Origin of the sequence: Pseudomonas sp. Z18(2022) (genome assembly GCF_036346535.1) — a bacterium.
Taxonomy (GTDB): domain Bacteria; phylum Pseudomonadota; class Gammaproteobacteria; order Pseudomonadales; family Pseudomonadaceae; genus Aquipseudomonas; species Aquipseudomonas yamanorum_A.
Window position 1 is genome coordinate 215,048 of the sequence record NZ_JAOTOA010000007.1, and the last position, 15,084, is coordinate 230,131.

13 protein-coding genes and 1 other RNA gene are annotated in these 15,084 nt (G+C 61.6%); all 14 read left to right on the plus strand.

Translation table 11 applies throughout. The features are described 5' to 3' along the window. Nucleotides 1-7: 7 nt before the first annotated feature. The 14 genes from rsmI to V3W39_RS17380 all read left to right on the plus strand — a co-directional run bounded on the left by rsmI (nucleotide 8) and on the right by V3W39_RS17380 (nucleotide 15,081). Nucleotides 8-913, plus strand: coding sequence for a 16S rRNA (cytidine(1402)-2'-O)-methyltransferase (gene rsmI / locus V3W39_RS17315; RefSeq protein ID WP_177043476.1), 906 nt, complete (start codon nucleotides 8-10; stop codon nucleotides 911-913). A 95-nt stretch (nucleotides 914-1,008) separates the two neighbouring features. Next, an RNA gene (gene rnpB / locus V3W39_RS17320) (RNase P RNA component class A) lies at nucleotides 1,009-1,362 on the plus strand. 355 nt (nucleotides 1,363-1,717) lie between these two features. Next, a complete protein-coding gene (gene mraZ / locus V3W39_RS17325; protein ID WP_122427928.1) occupies nucleotides 1,718-2,173 on the plus strand; it encodes a division/cell wall cluster transcriptional repressor MraZ in 456 nt (151 codons plus the stop codon). Further along, the gene (gene rsmH, locus V3W39_RS17330; RefSeq protein ID WP_010170491.1) at nucleotides 2,170-3,117 is read left to right on the plus strand and encodes a 16S rRNA (cytosine(1402)-N(4))-methyltransferase RsmH; all 948 of its coding nucleotides are present in this window, start codon (nucleotides 2,170-2,172) and stop codon (nucleotides 3,115-3,117) included. Before mraZ ends, rsmH begins: the two co-directional genes overlap by 4 nt. After that, on the plus strand, nucleotides 3,114-3,407 hold the full coding sequence (gene ftsL / locus V3W39_RS17335) for a cell division protein FtsL (protein WP_016974244.1): 294 nt from the start codon (nucleotides 3,114-3,116) through the stop codon (nucleotides 3,405-3,407). The genes rsmH and ftsL overlap by 4 nt, the downstream gene beginning before the upstream one ends. Beyond that, nucleotides 3,407-5,149 carry a peptidoglycan D,D-transpeptidase FtsI family protein gene (locus V3W39_RS17340; RefSeq protein ID WP_177043520.1) on the plus strand — a complete coding sequence of 581 codons (1,743 nt, stop codon included), beginning with the start codon at nucleotides 3,407-3,409 and terminating at the stop codon, nucleotides 5,147-5,149. The genes ftsL and V3W39_RS17340 overlap by 1 nt, the downstream gene beginning before the upstream one ends. Then, a complete protein-coding gene (locus tag V3W39_RS17345) occupies nucleotides 5,149-6,612 on the plus strand; it encodes a UDP-N-acetylmuramoyl-L-alanyl-D-glutamate--2,6-diaminopimelate ligase (protein WP_177043477.1) in 1,464 nt (487 codons plus the stop codon). Before V3W39_RS17340 ends, V3W39_RS17345 begins: the two co-directional genes overlap by 1 nt. Continuing rightward, complete coding sequence (locus V3W39_RS17350; protein WP_330213000.1) at nucleotides 6,605-7,975, plus strand: UDP-N-acetylmuramoyl-tripeptide--D-alanyl-D-alanine ligase; 1,371 nt, start codon at nucleotides 6,605-6,607, stop codon at nucleotides 7,973-7,975. Before V3W39_RS17345 ends, V3W39_RS17350 begins: the two co-directional genes overlap by 8 nt. Then, nucleotides 7,975-9,057, plus strand: a complete 1,083-nt coding sequence (mraY, locus tag V3W39_RS17355) for a phospho-N-acetylmuramoyl-pentapeptide-transferase (protein WP_008434230.1) — start codon at nucleotides 7,975-7,977, stop codon at nucleotides 9,055-9,057. Before V3W39_RS17350 ends, mraY begins: the two co-directional genes overlap by 1 nt. 6 nt (nucleotides 9,058-9,063) lie before the next feature. Next, nucleotides 9,064-10,410 carry a UDP-N-acetylmuramoyl-L-alanine--D-glutamate ligase gene (gene murD, locus V3W39_RS17360; RefSeq protein WP_177043479.1) on the plus strand — a complete coding sequence of 449 codons (1,347 nt, stop codon included), beginning with the start codon at nucleotides 9,064-9,066 and terminating at the stop codon, nucleotides 10,408-10,410. Continuing rightward, the gene (gene ftsW / locus V3W39_RS17365) at nucleotides 10,407-11,630 is read left to right on the plus strand and encodes a putative lipid II flippase FtsW (RefSeq protein ID WP_371131954.1); all 1,224 of its coding nucleotides are present in this window, start codon (nucleotides 10,407-10,409) and stop codon (nucleotides 11,628-11,630) included. The genes murD and ftsW overlap by 4 nt, the downstream gene beginning before the upstream one ends. Then, entirely contained in the window at nucleotides 11,620-12,690 is a 1,071-nt protein-coding gene (gene murG / locus V3W39_RS17370) for an undecaprenyldiphospho-muramoylpentapeptide beta-N-acetylglucosaminyltransferase (protein ID WP_003216217.1), read from the plus strand. The genes ftsW and murG overlap by 11 nt, the downstream gene beginning before the upstream one ends. After that, nucleotides 12,683-14,128: a UDP-N-acetylmuramate--L-alanine ligase gene (murC, locus tag V3W39_RS17375; protein ID WP_003216219.1), complete on the plus strand. Its 1,446-nt coding sequence runs from the start codon at nucleotides 12,683-12,685 to the stop codon at nucleotides 14,126-14,128. Before murG ends, murC begins: the two co-directional genes overlap by 8 nt. After that, nucleotides 14,125-15,081 carry a D-alanine--D-alanine ligase gene (locus tag V3W39_RS17380; protein ID WP_010170475.1) on the plus strand — a complete coding sequence of 319 codons (957 nt, stop codon included), beginning with the start codon at nucleotides 14,125-14,127 and terminating at the stop codon, nucleotides 15,079-15,081. Before murC ends, V3W39_RS17380 begins: the two co-directional genes overlap by 4 nt. Nucleotides 15,082-15,084 lie beyond the last annotated feature (3 nt).

Below are 15,084 nucleotides of genomic sequence, written 5' to 3' on the forward strand. Positions count from 1 at the left end.
CGCTACAATGTGGCTTTTGCCAATCATCGAGGTGTGCGCTTTGACTGCTCCAGGTCCTTTGAATTCCACTGCAGGCTCGCTTTTTGTCGTGGCGACGCCCATTGGCAACCTGGACGACATCAGTGCGCGGGCGCTGAAAGTGTTGCGCGACGTAAAATTGATCGCCGCCGAAGACACCCGGCACTCCCAGCGGTTGATGCAGCATTTTGGCATTCCAACACCCCTGGCCGCGTGCCATGAGCATAACGAGCGTGAAGAAGGCAGTCGTTTCATCACCCGGTTGTTGGCGGGCGATGATGTGGCCTTGATCTCGGATGCGGGTACACCGCTGATTTCCGATCCCGGTTATCACCTGGTTCGCCAGGCGCGGGCTGCTGGTATCAATGTAGTGCCTGTTCCGGGAGCGTGCGCGCTGATTGCGGCATTGTCGGCGGCTGGCTTGCCATCGGACCGTTTTATCTTTGAAGGCTTCCTGCCGGCCAAGGCAGTCGGGCGCCGGGCGCGCCTGGAACTGGTAAAGGAAGAGCCGCGCACGCTGATTTTCTACGAAGCCCCGCACCGCATCCTTGAGTGCCTGCAAGACATGGAGCTGGTGTTCGGTGGCGATCGCCTGGCGCTGCTGGCGCGGGAAATAACCAAGACCTTCGAGACCCTCAAGGGCCTGCCGCTGGAAGAGCTGCGTGCGTTCGTCGAAGGCGACAGCAATCAGCAACGTGGCGAATGCGTGGTGCTGGTGGCGGGCTGGTCGGCGCCGGAAAGTGAAGACGCCGTGGGCAGTGAGGCGATGCGCATTCTGGATCTGCTGCTTAAGGAGATGCCATTGAAGCGTGCGGCGGCCCTGGCTGCGGAAATTACCGGTGTGCGCAAGAACGTGTTGTATCAAGTCGCGCTGGATAAACAAAAGAGCGAATAGTTCCGGCTTTCAGCCTGCACTCCGTCTGAACATGATGGCATTAGTGTCTTTTAATACTTGTTCTAAGGCCGCCGTGCCGTTAACCTGCGCGGCGGAGAGTCGATTGGACAGTCGCTGCCTTCTATGAAAATTAGAGGGGGGAGGAAAGTCCGGGCTCCATAGGGCGAAGTGCCAGGTAATGCCTGGGAGGCGTGAGCCTACGGAAAGTGCCACAGAAAATAACCGCCTAAGTACTTCGGTACCGGTAAGGGTGAAAAGGTGCGGTAAGAGCGCACCGCACGACTGGCAACAGTTCGTGGCTAGGTAAACCCCACTTGGAGCAAGACCAAATAGGGTCCCAAGGCGTGGCCCGCGCTGGGACCGGGTAGGTTGCTAAAGATGTCCAGTGATGGCCATCGTAGACGAATGACTGTTCAAGACAGAACCCGGCTTACAGATCGACTCTCCACCTTTTTTCCTTCTGTCCGAATCTCGGGCAGGAACCTGGTAGTAACGCGAGAATCCCTCCCTGCTGAATCATTAGCAGATGCGTCTTCGTAATACCGAAAAAATCTTACTCTTAATAAATTACTTTAACTTTAAGCCCTAGCTCTTTGAGCTATTTGGCGTTGTCGAGTCAAAATCGCCGTCGAACTCTCGTTTCTCCTCCCTTTACTCTCCTAAATCTCCGTTCTGTAAGGCTTTTCCTTGAATCCGCGCCTTGACGGTGTGGTGGGCGCATTCCTATAGTGTGCGCAAGTGGCGGAAAGTGGCACAAAGTGGGTTTTTTGAACGTAAAACGCTAAAATTTGGAGAAACGCATCTGTGTTTCGCGGAGCTAACGCTATCAGTCTCGATGCAAAAGGCCGTCTCGCCATGCCGAGCCGGTATCGTGACGAGCTGATTTCGCGAAGTTCCGGACAGTTAATCATCACCATCGATGCCGTTGACCCTTGTTTATGTGTTTACCCGCTCGATGAGTGGGAGCTGATTGAAACCAAGTTGCGTGCGCTGCCTTCCCTGCGTGAAGAGAACCGCCGCCTGCAACGTTTGCTGATTGGTAATGCCGTCGACCTCGAACTCGATGGCAGTGGTCGTTTCCTGGTTCCACCGCGTCTGCGCGACTACGCCAAGCTGGACAAGCGCGCAATGCTGGTAGGCCAACTGAACAAGTTCCAATTGTGGGACGAAGATGCCTGGGATGCTGTTTCTGCAGCTGACCTGGCTGCTATTCAACAACCGGGCGCCATGCCTGATGAACTGCGTGATTTGATCCTGTGACTATTGATAGCGGCTTTAACCACATCACCGTACTGCTTGACGAAGCCGTTGAGGCTCTCGCCGTACGCGCGGATGGCTGCTATCTGGATGGCACCTTTGGCAGAGGCGGGCACAGTCGGCTGATCCTCAGCCAGCTTGGCTCGGACGGAAAGCTCCTCGGGTTCGACAAAGACCCTCAAGCGATTGCCACCGGGCAAGCGCTAGCGGCCGAAGACGGCCGCTTTGTCGTTGTGCAGCGCAGCTTTGCCGAGCTCGGCGCAGAAGTCGCCGAGCGGGGCATGGCAGGCAAGGTGGCCGGGGTTCTGCTGGATCTGGGCGTGTCTTCGCCCCAGCTGGACGACCCTGAGCGCGGCTTCAGTTTCATGAACGATGGCCCGCTGGATATGCGCATGGACCCAAGCCGTGGCATCAGCGCCGCGCAGTTCATCGCCACCGCACCCCACGAAGAAATCACCCGTGTGTTCAAGGAATACGGCGAAGAGCGCTTCGCCGGCCGCATGGCGCGTGCCGTGGTCGAGCGCCGGGAAATCCAGCCGTTCGAACGCACCGCCGACCTGGCCGAAGTGCTGAAAGTCGCCAACCCTGCGTGGGAAAAGGGCAAGAACCCGGCGACCCGCGCGTTCCAGGGCCTGCGTATTCACGTCAACAACGAATTGGGCGATCTGGAAGCCGGCCTCGAAGCCGCTCTGGATGCGCTGGAAGTGGGTGGTCGCCTGGTGGTGATCAGCTTCCACTCCCTGGAAGACCGCATCGTCAAATTGTTCATGCGTCGTCTGGTCAAGGGCGAATCCGACAACCTGCCGCGCAACCTGCCGGTACGTTACGAAGCCTTTGTGCCGAAAATCAAAATCCATGGCAAAGCGCAGTTCGCTTCCGAAGCCGAACTCAAGGCCAACCCACGTGCCCGTAGCGCTGTCATGCGCGTTGCGGAGAAGTTGCGGTGAGCAAGCTTTTCGCCAAGCCCCTCCCGGGCGGCAGCTTCTTTATGTTGCTGTTGTTTATTGGCGTGCTGGTGTCCGCAATTGCGGTGTCCTACAGCGCCCACTACAACCGCCAACTGCTCAATACCCTGTACGGGGAGTTGAGTGTGCGCGACAAGGCGCAGGCGGAGTGGGGCCGTTTGATCCTCGAGCAAAGCACCTGGACCGCCCACAGCCGCATCGAAGTGCTGGCCACTGAACAACTGAAGATGCACATCCCGGGCGCTGCAGAAGTCCGCATGGTGGCGCCATGATGAAACTTGAGGGCGCACTCTACCCATGGCGTTTCCGTGTAGTGATGGGGTTGCTGGCAGTGATGGTGGGCGCGATTGCCTGGCGGATTGTCGACCTGCAAGTGGTAGACCGTGACTTCCTGATCGGCCAGGGCGACGCCCGCAGCCTGCGTCATATCCCGATCCCTGCGCACCGCGGCCTGATCACCGACCGTAACGGCGAGCCCCTGGCCGTCAGTACCCCGGTGACCACGCTGTGGGCCAACGCCAAGGAAATGCAGACCGCCAAGGACAAGTGGCCGCAACTGGCTGCCGCCCTGGGCCAGGACCCGAAAGCCCTGAGCGAACGCCTTGAAGCTCAGGCCAATAAAGAATTCATCTACCTGGTTCGCGGGCTCACCCCCGAACAAGGCCAGCAAGTGCTCGACCTTAAAGTCCCCGGTGTCTATGGCATCGAGGAATTTCGGCGTTTCTACCCGGCCGGCGAAACCACTGCCCATATGGTGGGCTTCACCGACATTGATGATCACGGTCGCGAAGGCGTCGAGCTTGCCTACGACGAATGGCTGGCCGGGGTTCCCGGCAAACGACAGGTCATCAAGGATCGGCGCGGCAGACTGATCAAGGATGTCCAGGTCACCAAAAACGCCAAGGCCGGTAAGCCCTTGGCGTTGTCGATTGACCTGCGCCTGCAATACCTGGCCAACCGTGAGCTGCGTAACGCCATCATCGAGAACGGCGCGAAAGCCGGCAGCCTGGTGATCATGGACGTGAAGACCGGCGAGATTCTCGCCATGGTCAACCAGCCGACCTACAACCCCAACAACCGTCGCAACCTGCAACCGGCGATGATGCGCAACCGCGCCATGATCGACGTGTTCGAGCCGGGTTCGACCATGAAAGCCATCTCCATGAGTGCCGCCCTGGAAACCGGGCGCTGGAAGCCGGCCGACAAGGTCGAGGTTTACCCGGGCACCCTGCAGTTGGGCAAATACACCATTCGTGACGTGTCGCGCACCGAAGGTCCGGTGCTGGATTTGACAGGTATCCTGATCAACTCCAGTAACGTGGGCATGAGTAAGGTCGCCTTCGATATCGGCGGCGAAGCCATCTACCACCTCGCACAGAAAGTCGGCCTGGGGCAACCCACCGGCCTCGACTTCCCGGGCGAGCGTGTGGGCAACCTGCCGAACTACCGCGACTGGAAAAAGGCCGAGACGGCCACGCTTTCCTACGGTTATGGCCTGTCGGTCACCGCGATCCAGCTGGCCCACGCCTTCTCGGTACTGGCCAACAACGGTCGCATGGTGCCGCTGAGCCTGATCCACCTGGACGCGGCACCGCCTGCGACCCAGGTGATCCCGGAAAACGTCGCCAAGACCATGCAAGGCATGCTGCAACAAGTGATCGAAGCCCCGCGCGGCGTATTCCGTGCCCAGGTGCCGGCGTATCACGTGGCAGGCAAGTCCGGTACTGCGCGTAAAACCGCCGTGGGTACCAAGGGCTACGCCGAAAACTCCTATCGCTCGCTGTTCGCAGGCTTCGGCCCGATGAGCGATCCGCGTTACGCCATCGTCGTGGTGATCGATGAGCCGAGCAAGGCCGGCTACTTCGGTGGCCTGGTATCGGCGCCGGTGTTCAGCAAAGTGATGTCCGGGACGCTGCGCCTGATGAACATCACCCCGGACAACCTGCCGGCGACCCAACAAGCGAATGCCGGACCGCCGGCCGCTGCTGCAAAAGCCAATGGAGGGCGCGGCTGATGTCTCTTAGCCTGAACAAGATTTTTGCCCACGCTGGCCGCGACCTGCTGATTCGCGAGTTGACCCTGGACAGCCGTAACGTGCGTGCCGGTGACCTGTTCCTGGCAGTGCCGGGTGGCAAGTTCGACGGCCGTGACCATATCGCCGATGCATTAAAGCGCGGCGCTGCGGCAGTGGCTTATGAAGTGGAAGGCGCCACCGTGTTGCCGATCACCGACGTGCCTTTGATTCCGGTCAAGGGCCTGGCGGCGCAGTTGTCGGACATCGCCGGGCGCTTTTATGGCGACCCGAGCCGCACCCTGAACCTGGTGGGCGTGACCGGTACCAACGGCAAGACCAGCGTGACCCAACTGGTCGCCCAGGCGCTTGACCTGCTGGGCCAGCATTGCGGCATCGTCGGCACCCTGGGCACTGGTTTCTATGGCGCGCTGCAAAGCGGCCTGCACACCACGCCCAACCCGATTGCCGTGCAAGCGACCCTGGCCGACCTGAAAAAGGCCGGTGCCAAGGCAGTTGCCATGGAAGTCTCGTCCCACGGTCTGGACCAGGGCCGCGTCACTGCCCTGGCGTTCGACGTGGCGGTGATGACCAACCTGTCCCGCGATCACCTGGATTACCACGGCACCATGGAGGCGTACGCCGCCACCAAGGCCCGGCTGTTTGCCTGGAATGACCTGAAGTGCCGCGTCGTCAACCTGGACGACGAATTCGGTCGCCAACTGGCCGCCGCCAAAGGTGACGGTCGCCTGATCAGCTACAGCCTGGAAGACGCCAGCGCCTACCTGTATTGCCGTGAAGCCACCTTTGATGACGAAGGCGTGCGCGCCACCTTGGTCACGCCCCAGGGCGAGCACCATTTGCGCAGCACCTTGCTCGGACGTTTCAACCTGAGCAACGTCTTGGCCGCCATCGGCGCCTTGCTCGGCCTGGATTACGCCCTGGACGAGATCCTGCGGGTGCTGCCGAAGCTGGAAGGCCCGGCCGGTCGCATGCAGCGCCTTGGTGGCGGTACTCAGCCGCTGGTGGTGGTCGATTACGCCCACACGCCGGACGCCCTTGAAAAAATCCTGCTGGCCCTGCGTCCCCATGCCAAGGGCAAGTTGCTGTGCCTGTTCGGCTGTGGCGGTGACCGCGATCGCGGCAAGCGCCCGCTGATGGCTGAAATCGTCGAGCGCCTGGCCGATGGTGTGCTCGTCACTGACGACAACCCGCGCAGCGAAGACCCAAGCCAGATTTTCGATGATATTCGTGTCGGCTTCAAAGAGGCGACCAAGGCCACTTTCGTTGCCGGTCGCGGTGCAGCCATCGCCCAATTGATCGCCAGCGCCAGCGCTGACGACGTGGTGGTACTGGCCGGCAAAGGTCACGAGGACTACCAGGAAATCAACGGCGAGCGTCACGCTTTCTCCGATCTGGTCGAGGCCGATCACGCCTTGACCGCATGGGAGGTGGCCCATGCTTAAGGCTCTGAAATTCAGCGAACTGACCCAGGCATTGTCGGCCCGTGTGTTGTCGGCTGATTGCAGCTTTGACGGCGTGAGTATCGACAGCCGGACAATCAAGCCCGGGCAACTGTTTGTCGCCTTGGCCGGCCCTACGTTTGATGGTCATGACTATCTGAATGACGTCGCCGCCAAGGGCGCTGCCGGTGCCTTGGTGCAGCGCGAAGTCGCTGACTCGACGCTGCCGCAATTGCTGGTGGCCGACACCCGCCTGGCCCTCGGCCAACTGGGTGCCCTGAACCGCGCCGCTTTCACCAAGCCGGTGGCGGCGATCACCGGCTCCAGCGGCAAAACCACCGTCAAGGAATTACTCGCCGGCATCCTGCGCACGCGCGGCCCGGTCCTGGCGACCCGTGGCAACCTGAACAATGATTTCGGCGCTCCGCTGACCCTGCTGGAACTGGCCCCGGAACACACGGCGGCGGTGATCGAGCTGGGTGCTTCGCGCATCGGCGAAATCGCTTACACCGTGGCCATGACCAAACCTCACGTCGCGGTGATCAGCAACGCCGGTACCGCCCACGTTGGCGAGTTCGGCGGCCCTGAAAAGATCGTCGAAGCCAAGGGCGAAATCCTTGAAGGCCTCGACGCATCCGGCACTGCGGTGCTGAACCTCGACGATAAAGCCTTCGAAACCTGGCGTGTACGTGCCGCCGGTCGCAAGGTGTTGAGCTTCGCGGTGCATAACGCCGCTGCCGATTTCCATGCCTCGAATATCAAAGCCGACGCTCGTGGCTGCCCGGCCTTCACCCTGCACACCCCGCAAGGTGACGAGCACGTACAGCTGAACCTGCTGGGCAACCATAACGTGGCGAACGCCCTGGCCGCCGCTGCTGCTGCCCATGTGCTGGGCGTGTCGTTGTTTGGCATCGCCACCGGCCTCGGCGCGGTGCAACCGGTCAAGGGCCGCACCGTCGCGCAACTGGCCAGCAACGGCATACGCGTGATTGATGACACCTACAACGCCAACCAGTCCTCGATCTGTGCCGCCATCGACCTGCTGACCGCCTTTGACGGTCGCAAGGTGCTGGTGCTGGGAGACATCGCCGAACTGGGCGAGTGGGCTGAACAGTCTCATCGCGAAGTCGGCGCGTATGCGCTCGGCAAGGTCGACGCCCTGTACGCCGTTGGACCGAACATGCTCCACGCCGTAGACAGCTTCGGGCCGGGCGCCAGGCATTTCGCCAGCCAAGCCGAGCTGATCCAGGCATTGGGTGCGGCTGAACAAGACAAACACACCACTATTTTGATCAAGGGATCGCGCAGCGCGGTGATGGAAAACGTCGTCGTGGCCTTGTGTGGCTCAAGTACGGAGAAACATTAATGCTGCTGCTGCTGGCTGAGTATCTGCAACAGTTCCACAAAGGCTTCGCGGTCTTTCAGTACCTGACCCTGCGCGGGATTCTGGGTGTGCTGACCGCGCTGTCGTTGTCGCTGTTCCTCGGGCCATGGATGATCCGTACCCTGCAAAACCTGCAGATCGGCCAGTCCGTGCGCAACGACGGCCCGCAGTCGCACCTGTCCAAATCCGGCACCCCGACCATGGGCGGCGCGTTGATCCTGTCGTCCATCGGCATCAGTACGCTGTTGTGGGCTGACCTGCATAACCGCTACGTGTGGACCGTGCTGCTGGTGACCCTGCTCTTCGGTGCCATTGGCTGGGTGGATGACTACCGCAAGGTGATCGAGAAGAACTCCAAGGGGCTGCCGAGCCGCTGGAAGTATTTCTGGCAGTCGGTGTTCGGGCTGGGCGCGGCGATCTTCCTGTTCATGACTGCGCCAAGCGCGGTGGAAACCACTCTGATCATCCCGATGCTCAAGGACGCCAGCATTCCACTGGGCGTCGGCTTCGTGGTGCTGACCTACTTCGTGATCGTCGGCTCCAGCAACGCGGTCAACCTGACCGACGGCCTCGACGGGCTGGCGATCATGCCGACGGTGATGGTGGGCGGCGCGCTCGGCATCTTCTGCTACCTGTCGGGTAACGTGAAATTCGCTGAATACCTGCTGATCCCGTATGTACCGGGCGCGGGCGAACTGATTGTGTTCTGCGGCGCGCTGATCGGTGCCGGCCTGGGTTTCCTGTGGTTCAACACCTACCCGGCACAGGTCTTCATGGGCGACGTCGGCGCGCTGGCGCTGGGCGCGGCCCTGGGCACCATCGCGGTGATCGTCCGTCAGGAAATCGTCCTGTTCATCATGGGCGGTGTGTTCGTGATGGAAACCCTGTCGGTGGTGATCCAGGTTGCCTCCTTCAAATTGACCGGGCGCCGCGTGTTTCGCATGGCGCCGATTCACCACCACTTTGAACTCAAGGGCTGGCCTGAGCCGCGGGTGATTGTCCGTTTCTGGATTATCACCGTGATTCTGGTTCTGTTCGGCCTTGCCACCCTGAAACTGAGGTAGAAACGAGTGTCCCTGATCGCTTCAGACCACTTCCGCATCGTTGTCGGCCTCGGCAAGAGCGGCATGTCCCTGGTTCGCTTCCTGGCGAACCGGGGCACGTCGTTTGCCGTGGCTGATACGCGGGAAAATCCACCGGAGCTGGTCACGCTGCGCCGTGACTACCCGCACGTGGAAGTGCGTTGTGGCGAGCTGGATGTCGAGTTTCTGTGCCGTGCCGATGAGCTCTACGTGAGCCCCGGCCTGGCGCTCGCGACCCCGGCCCTGCAAGCGGCGGCGGCCCGTGGCGTGAAGTTGTCCGGCGATATCGAGCTGTTCGCGCGTAACGCGAAGGCGCCGATCGTGGCCATCAGCGGTTCCAACGCAAAAAGCACCGTCACCACCCTGGTGGGCGAGATGGCGACTGCGGCCGGCAAACGCGTGGCAGTGGGCGGCAACCTCGGTACGCCGGCGCTGGACTTGCTCAGCGACGACGTCGAGCTGTACGTGATGGAACTGTCGAGCTTCCAGCTGGAAACCACTGACCAGCTCAACGCTGAAGTGGCCACCGTGCTGAACGTCAGCGAAGACCACATGGACCGCTACAGCGGCCTGCCTGCGTATCACCTGGCCAAGCACCGGATCTTCCGTGGTGCGCGGCAAGTGGTGGTCAACCGTCAGGATGCCCTGAGCCGTCCATTGATCGGCGAAGGTTTGCCGTGCTGGACCTTCGGCCTGAACAAACCTGATTTCAAGGCTTTCGGTCTTCGGGAAGAGAACGGCGAGAAATACCTGGCCTTCGAATTCCAGAACCTGATGCCGGTGCGCGAGCTGAAAATCCGTGGCGCCCATAACCAGGCCAACGCCCTGGCTGCATTGGCGCTTGGCCATGCGGTCGGCTTGCCGTTCGACGCCATGCTGTCGGCCCTGCGCACCTTTGCCGGGCTTGAGCATCGCTGCCAGTGGGTTCGCGACCTGGATGGCGTCGGCTACTACAACGATTCCAAGGCCACCAACGTCGGTGCGGCGCTCGCTGCCATCGAGGGGTTGGGTGCCGATATCAAAGGCAAGGTCGTGCTGATCGCCGGTGGCGACGGCAAGGGTGCCGACTTCAAGGACCTTAAAGGCCCAGTCGCTGCCAACTGCCGCGCCGTGGTGTTGATGGGCCGTGATTCGGGCTTGATCGCCGATGCCCTGGGCGACGCCGTACCGCAGGTGCGTGCGCAGTCCCTGGACGATGCCATCGCCCAATGCCGGGCCCTGGCCCAACCGGGTGATGTGGTGCTGCTGTCGCCTGCCTGCGCCAGTTTCGACATGTTCAAGAACTACGAAGAGCGCGGCCAGCTGTTCGCCCGCGCCGTGGAGGCCTTGGCATGAGTATCAATTTGCGGAACATCATCAAGCCGTACCCGTCGCCGATCATTACCGGGCGCGGTATCGACCTGGATTTCCCGATGCTTGCCGGTTGCCTCGCGCTGCTGGGCCTGGGCCTCGTGATGATCACCTCGGCTTCCTCTGAAGTGGCCGCGGTGCAGTCGGGCAACACCCTTTACATGATGATCCGTCACCTGGTGTACCTGGTGATCGGCCTCGGTGCGTGCATCGTCACCATGATGATCCCGATCGCCACCTGGCAGCGCCTGGGTTGGCTGATGCTGGTGGGCGCGTTCGGCCTGCTGATCATGGTGATCCTGCCCGGCATCGGGCGCGAGGTGAACGGTTCGATGCGCTGGATCGGCTTCGGTGCGTTCAACGTGCAGCCGTCGGAAATCGCCAAGGTGTTCGTGGTGATCTACCTCGCCGGTTACCTGGTGCGGCGTCAGAAAGAAGTGCGCGAAAGCTGGATGGGCTTCTTCAAGCCGTTCATCGTGCTGCTGCCCATGGCCGGTCTGTTGTTGATGGAACCGGACTTCGGCGCCACCGTCGTGATGATGGGCGCGGCGGCGGCGATGCTGTTCCTTGGTGGCGTGGGCCTGTTTCGCTTCACCTTGATGGTGGTGCTGGCAGTGGCCGCCGTGACGATTCTGGTGCAGGCGCAACCCTATCGGATGGCGCGTCTGATTACCTTTACCGACCCGTGGTCCGATCAGTTCGGTTCCGGCTACCAGCTGACCCAGGCGTTGATCGCCTTCGGTCGCGGTGAGTGGCTGGGTGTGGGCCTGGGCAACAGTGTGCAGAAGCAGTTCTACCTGCCGGAAGCCCACACCGACTTCGTGTTCTCGGTACTCGCCGAAGAACTGGGCGTGGTCGGTTCGCTGTGCACCGTCGCGCTGTTCGTGTTCGTGTGTGTACGCGGCATGTACATCGGCTTGTGGGCCGAAAAGGCCAAGCAATATTTCGCCGCCTACGTGGCGTACGGCTTGTCGTTCCTGTGGATCGGCCAGTTCCTGATCAACATCGGGGTGAACGTCGGCCTGCTGCCGACCAAGGGCCTGACTTTGCCGTTCCTCAGTTACGGCGGCAGTTCGTTGGTGATTTGCTGCGCCTGTCTCGGGTTGTTGCTGCGCATCGAGTGGGAGAGTCGAACCCACCTGGGCAGCGAAGAGATGGAGTTCAGCGAAAGCGACTTCGCCGAGGAGCCGACCCATGGGCGCTAACGTGCTGATCATGGCGGGCGGCACCGGTGGCCATGTGTTCCCGGCGCTGGCCTGTGCCCGCGAATTCCAGAACCGTGGCTACACCGTGCATTGGCTCGGCACGCCCCGTGGCATCGAAAACGATCTGGTACCGAATGCCGGCTTGCCCCTGCATTTGATCAACGTCACCGGCCTGCGTGGCAAGGGCAAGTTGTCCCTGCTCAAGGCGCCGTTCGTGTTGCTCAAGGCGGTGTGGCAAGCGCGCAAGGTCATCCGCGAAGTGAAGCCGGTGTGCGTACTGGGCTTTGGTGGCTACGTCACCGGTCCTGGTGGCGTTGCGGCCAGGCTCGCTGGCGTGCCGGTGATCGTCCACGAGCAGAACGCCGTGGCCGGCACCGCCAACCGCCTGCTGGTGCCGCTGGCTGCCCGGGTGTGCGAGGCGTTCCCGAAAACCTTTGGTGCCGCAGACAAGCTGCGCACTACCGGCAACCCGGTGCGTACCGAACTGTTCATGGACATCGCCCGCCAGCCATTGGCTGGTCGCAAGGCGCACCTGTTGATCCTGGGCGGAAGCCTGGGGGCCGAACCCTTGAACAAATTGCTGCCTGAAGCGGTGTCGCAACTCCCTGTGGAGCTGCGCCCCGAGATCTTCCATCAGGCGGGCAAGAACCACGATGAAGTGACCGCCACGCGCTACCGCGATGCGGGCGTGGAGGCGAATGTGCAGCCCTTCATCAAAGACATGGCCCAAGCCTATGGCTGGGCCGACCTGGTGGTCTGTCGCGCAGGCGCGTTGACCGTCAGTGAACTGGCTGCCGCCGGTCTGCCGTCCTTGCTGGTGCCTTTGCCCCATGCGATCGACGATCACCAGACCCGCAACGCCGAATATTTGGCCGGGGAGGGCGCTGCCTTCCTGCTGCCGCAAAGAACGACTGGCGCCGCCGATTTGGCCGCACGCCTGACCGAGGTTTTGATGCAACCGGAACGACTGAACAGCATGGCGAGCACCGCAAGCCGCCTGGCCAAACCTGATGCAACCCGCACCGTGGTCGATATCTGCCTGGAGGTGGCCCATGGTTGAGAATCAGAAAGCCATGCCACAACCGGAAATGCGCCGCATCCGTCGCATCCACTTCGTCGGCATCGGCGGCGTGGGCATGTGCGGGATCGCCGAAGTGTTGCTGAACCTGGGTTACCAGGTGTCCGGCTCCGACCTGAAAATGTCGCCGGTCACCGAGCGCCTGGAGTCGTTTGGCGCGAAAATCTTTATCGGCCACCGTGCCGAGAACGCTGCCGAAGCCGACGTGCTGGTGGTTTCCAGTGCCGTGAACACCTCCAACCCGGAAGTGGCCACCGCCCTTGAACGCCGCATTCCCGTGGTGCCGCGTGCCGAAATGCTCGCCGAGCTGATGCGCTACCGCCACGGCATCGCCGTCGCCGGTACCCACGGCAAGACCACCACCACCAGCCTGATCGCCTCGGTGTTCGCCGCCGGTGGCCTGGACCCGACGTTCGTCATCGGTGGCCGCCTGAATGCAGCCGGCACCAATGCACAGCTCGGCACCAGCCGTTACCTGATCGCCGAAGCCGATGAGAGCGACGCCAGCTTCCTGCATCTGCAACCGCTGGTGGCCGTGGTGACCAACATCGACGCCGACCACATGGCGACCTACGACGGTGACTTCAACAAACTGAAGAAAACCTTCGTCGAATTCCTGCACAACCTGCCGTTCTACGGTTTGGCCGTGGTGTGCCTGGATGATCCGGTGGTGCGCGAGATCCTGCCGCTGGTCAAACGTCCGACCGTGACCTACGGCTTCAGCGAAGACTGCGACGTGCGCGCAATCAATGTGCGCCAGCAGGGCATGCAGACCTTCTTCACCGTGCTGCGCCCTGACCGCGAGCCGCTGGATGTCTCGGTGAACATGCCGGGCAACCACAACGTACTCAACTCCCTGGCGACCATCTGCATCGCCTCCGACGAAGGCGTCAGCGATGAAGCCATCGTCGAAGGCCTGTCGGGTTTTGCCGGCGTGGGGCGTCGCTTCCAGGTCTACGGCGAACTGCCGGTGGACGGCGGCAACGTGATGCTGGTGGACGACTACGGCCACCATCCGACCGAAGTTGCGGCGGTGATCAAGGCCGTACGCGGTGGCTGGCCGGAGCGTCGCCTGGTGATGGTGTATCAGCCGCACCGCTACAGCCGTACCCGCGACCTGTACGACGATTTCGTCAATGTACTGGCTGACGCCAACGTGTTGCTGCTGATGGAAGTCTACCCGGCCGGTGAAGAACCGATCCCGGGTGCTGACAGCCGCAAGCTGTGTAACAGCATCCGCCAGCGCGGCCAACTGGACCCGATCTACATCGAGCGTGGTGTGGACCTGGCGCCGATCGTCAAGCCGCTGCTGCGTGCCGGCGACATCCTGCTGTGCCAGGGTGCCGGTGATATCGGTGGTCTCGCGCCTAAATTGCTGGCAAGCCCGCTCTTTGCCGCTGCGCAGGGGAAGTCTAAATGACCACTGATTACGGCTCCCTGTTCTCGACGATTCAACCTGCCGACTTCGGCCGCGTTGCGGTGCTGTTCGGTGGCAAGAGCGCTGAGCGTGAAGTGTCGCTGAAGTCCGGCAATGCCGTACTGGAAGCGCTGCAGAGCGCCGGTGTGAATGCGTTCGGCATCGATGTAGGCGATGACTTCCTGTCGCGCCTGCAGGCCGAGAAAATCGATCGCGCGTTCATCATCCTTCACGGCCGTGGCGGTGAAGACGGCAGCATGCAGGGCCTGCTGGAGTGCCTGGGCATTCCGTACACCGGCAGCGGCATCCTGGCTTCGGCGCTGGCCATGGACAAGTTGCGCACCAAACAGGTGTGGCACAGCCTGGGTATTCCGACCCCGCGTCACAGCGTGCTGTGCAGCGAAGACGATTGTATTTCTGCAGCCAAGGAACTGGGCCTGCCTTTGATCGTCAAACCAGCCCATGAAGGCTCCAGTATCGGCATGGCTAAAGTGAACTCAGCCGCCGAATTGATTGACGCATGGAAAGCGGCCAGTACCTACGATTCGCAAGTGTTGGTGGAACAGTGGATTCAAGGTCCCGAGTTCACCATCGCTACTCTGCGTGGCCAGGTATTGCCGCCTATCGCATTGGGCACGCCCCACACCTTTTACGACTACGACGCCAAGTACGTGGCTTCCGATACCCAGTACCGGATCCCGTGCGGCCTCGACGCAACCAAGGAACAGGAATTGATGGACCTCACGGCGAAAGCCTGTGAGGCGCTGGGTATCGCCGGTTGGGCGCGGGCAGACGTGATGCAGGATGACCAAGGGAATTTCTGGTTCCTTGAAGTCAACACCGCACCGGGCATGACCGACCACAGCCTGGTACCCATGGCCGCTCGTGCCGCCGGCCTGGACTTCCAGCAGTTGGTGCTGGCGATCCTGGCCGCAAGCATTGAGCCACGAGGCTAAACC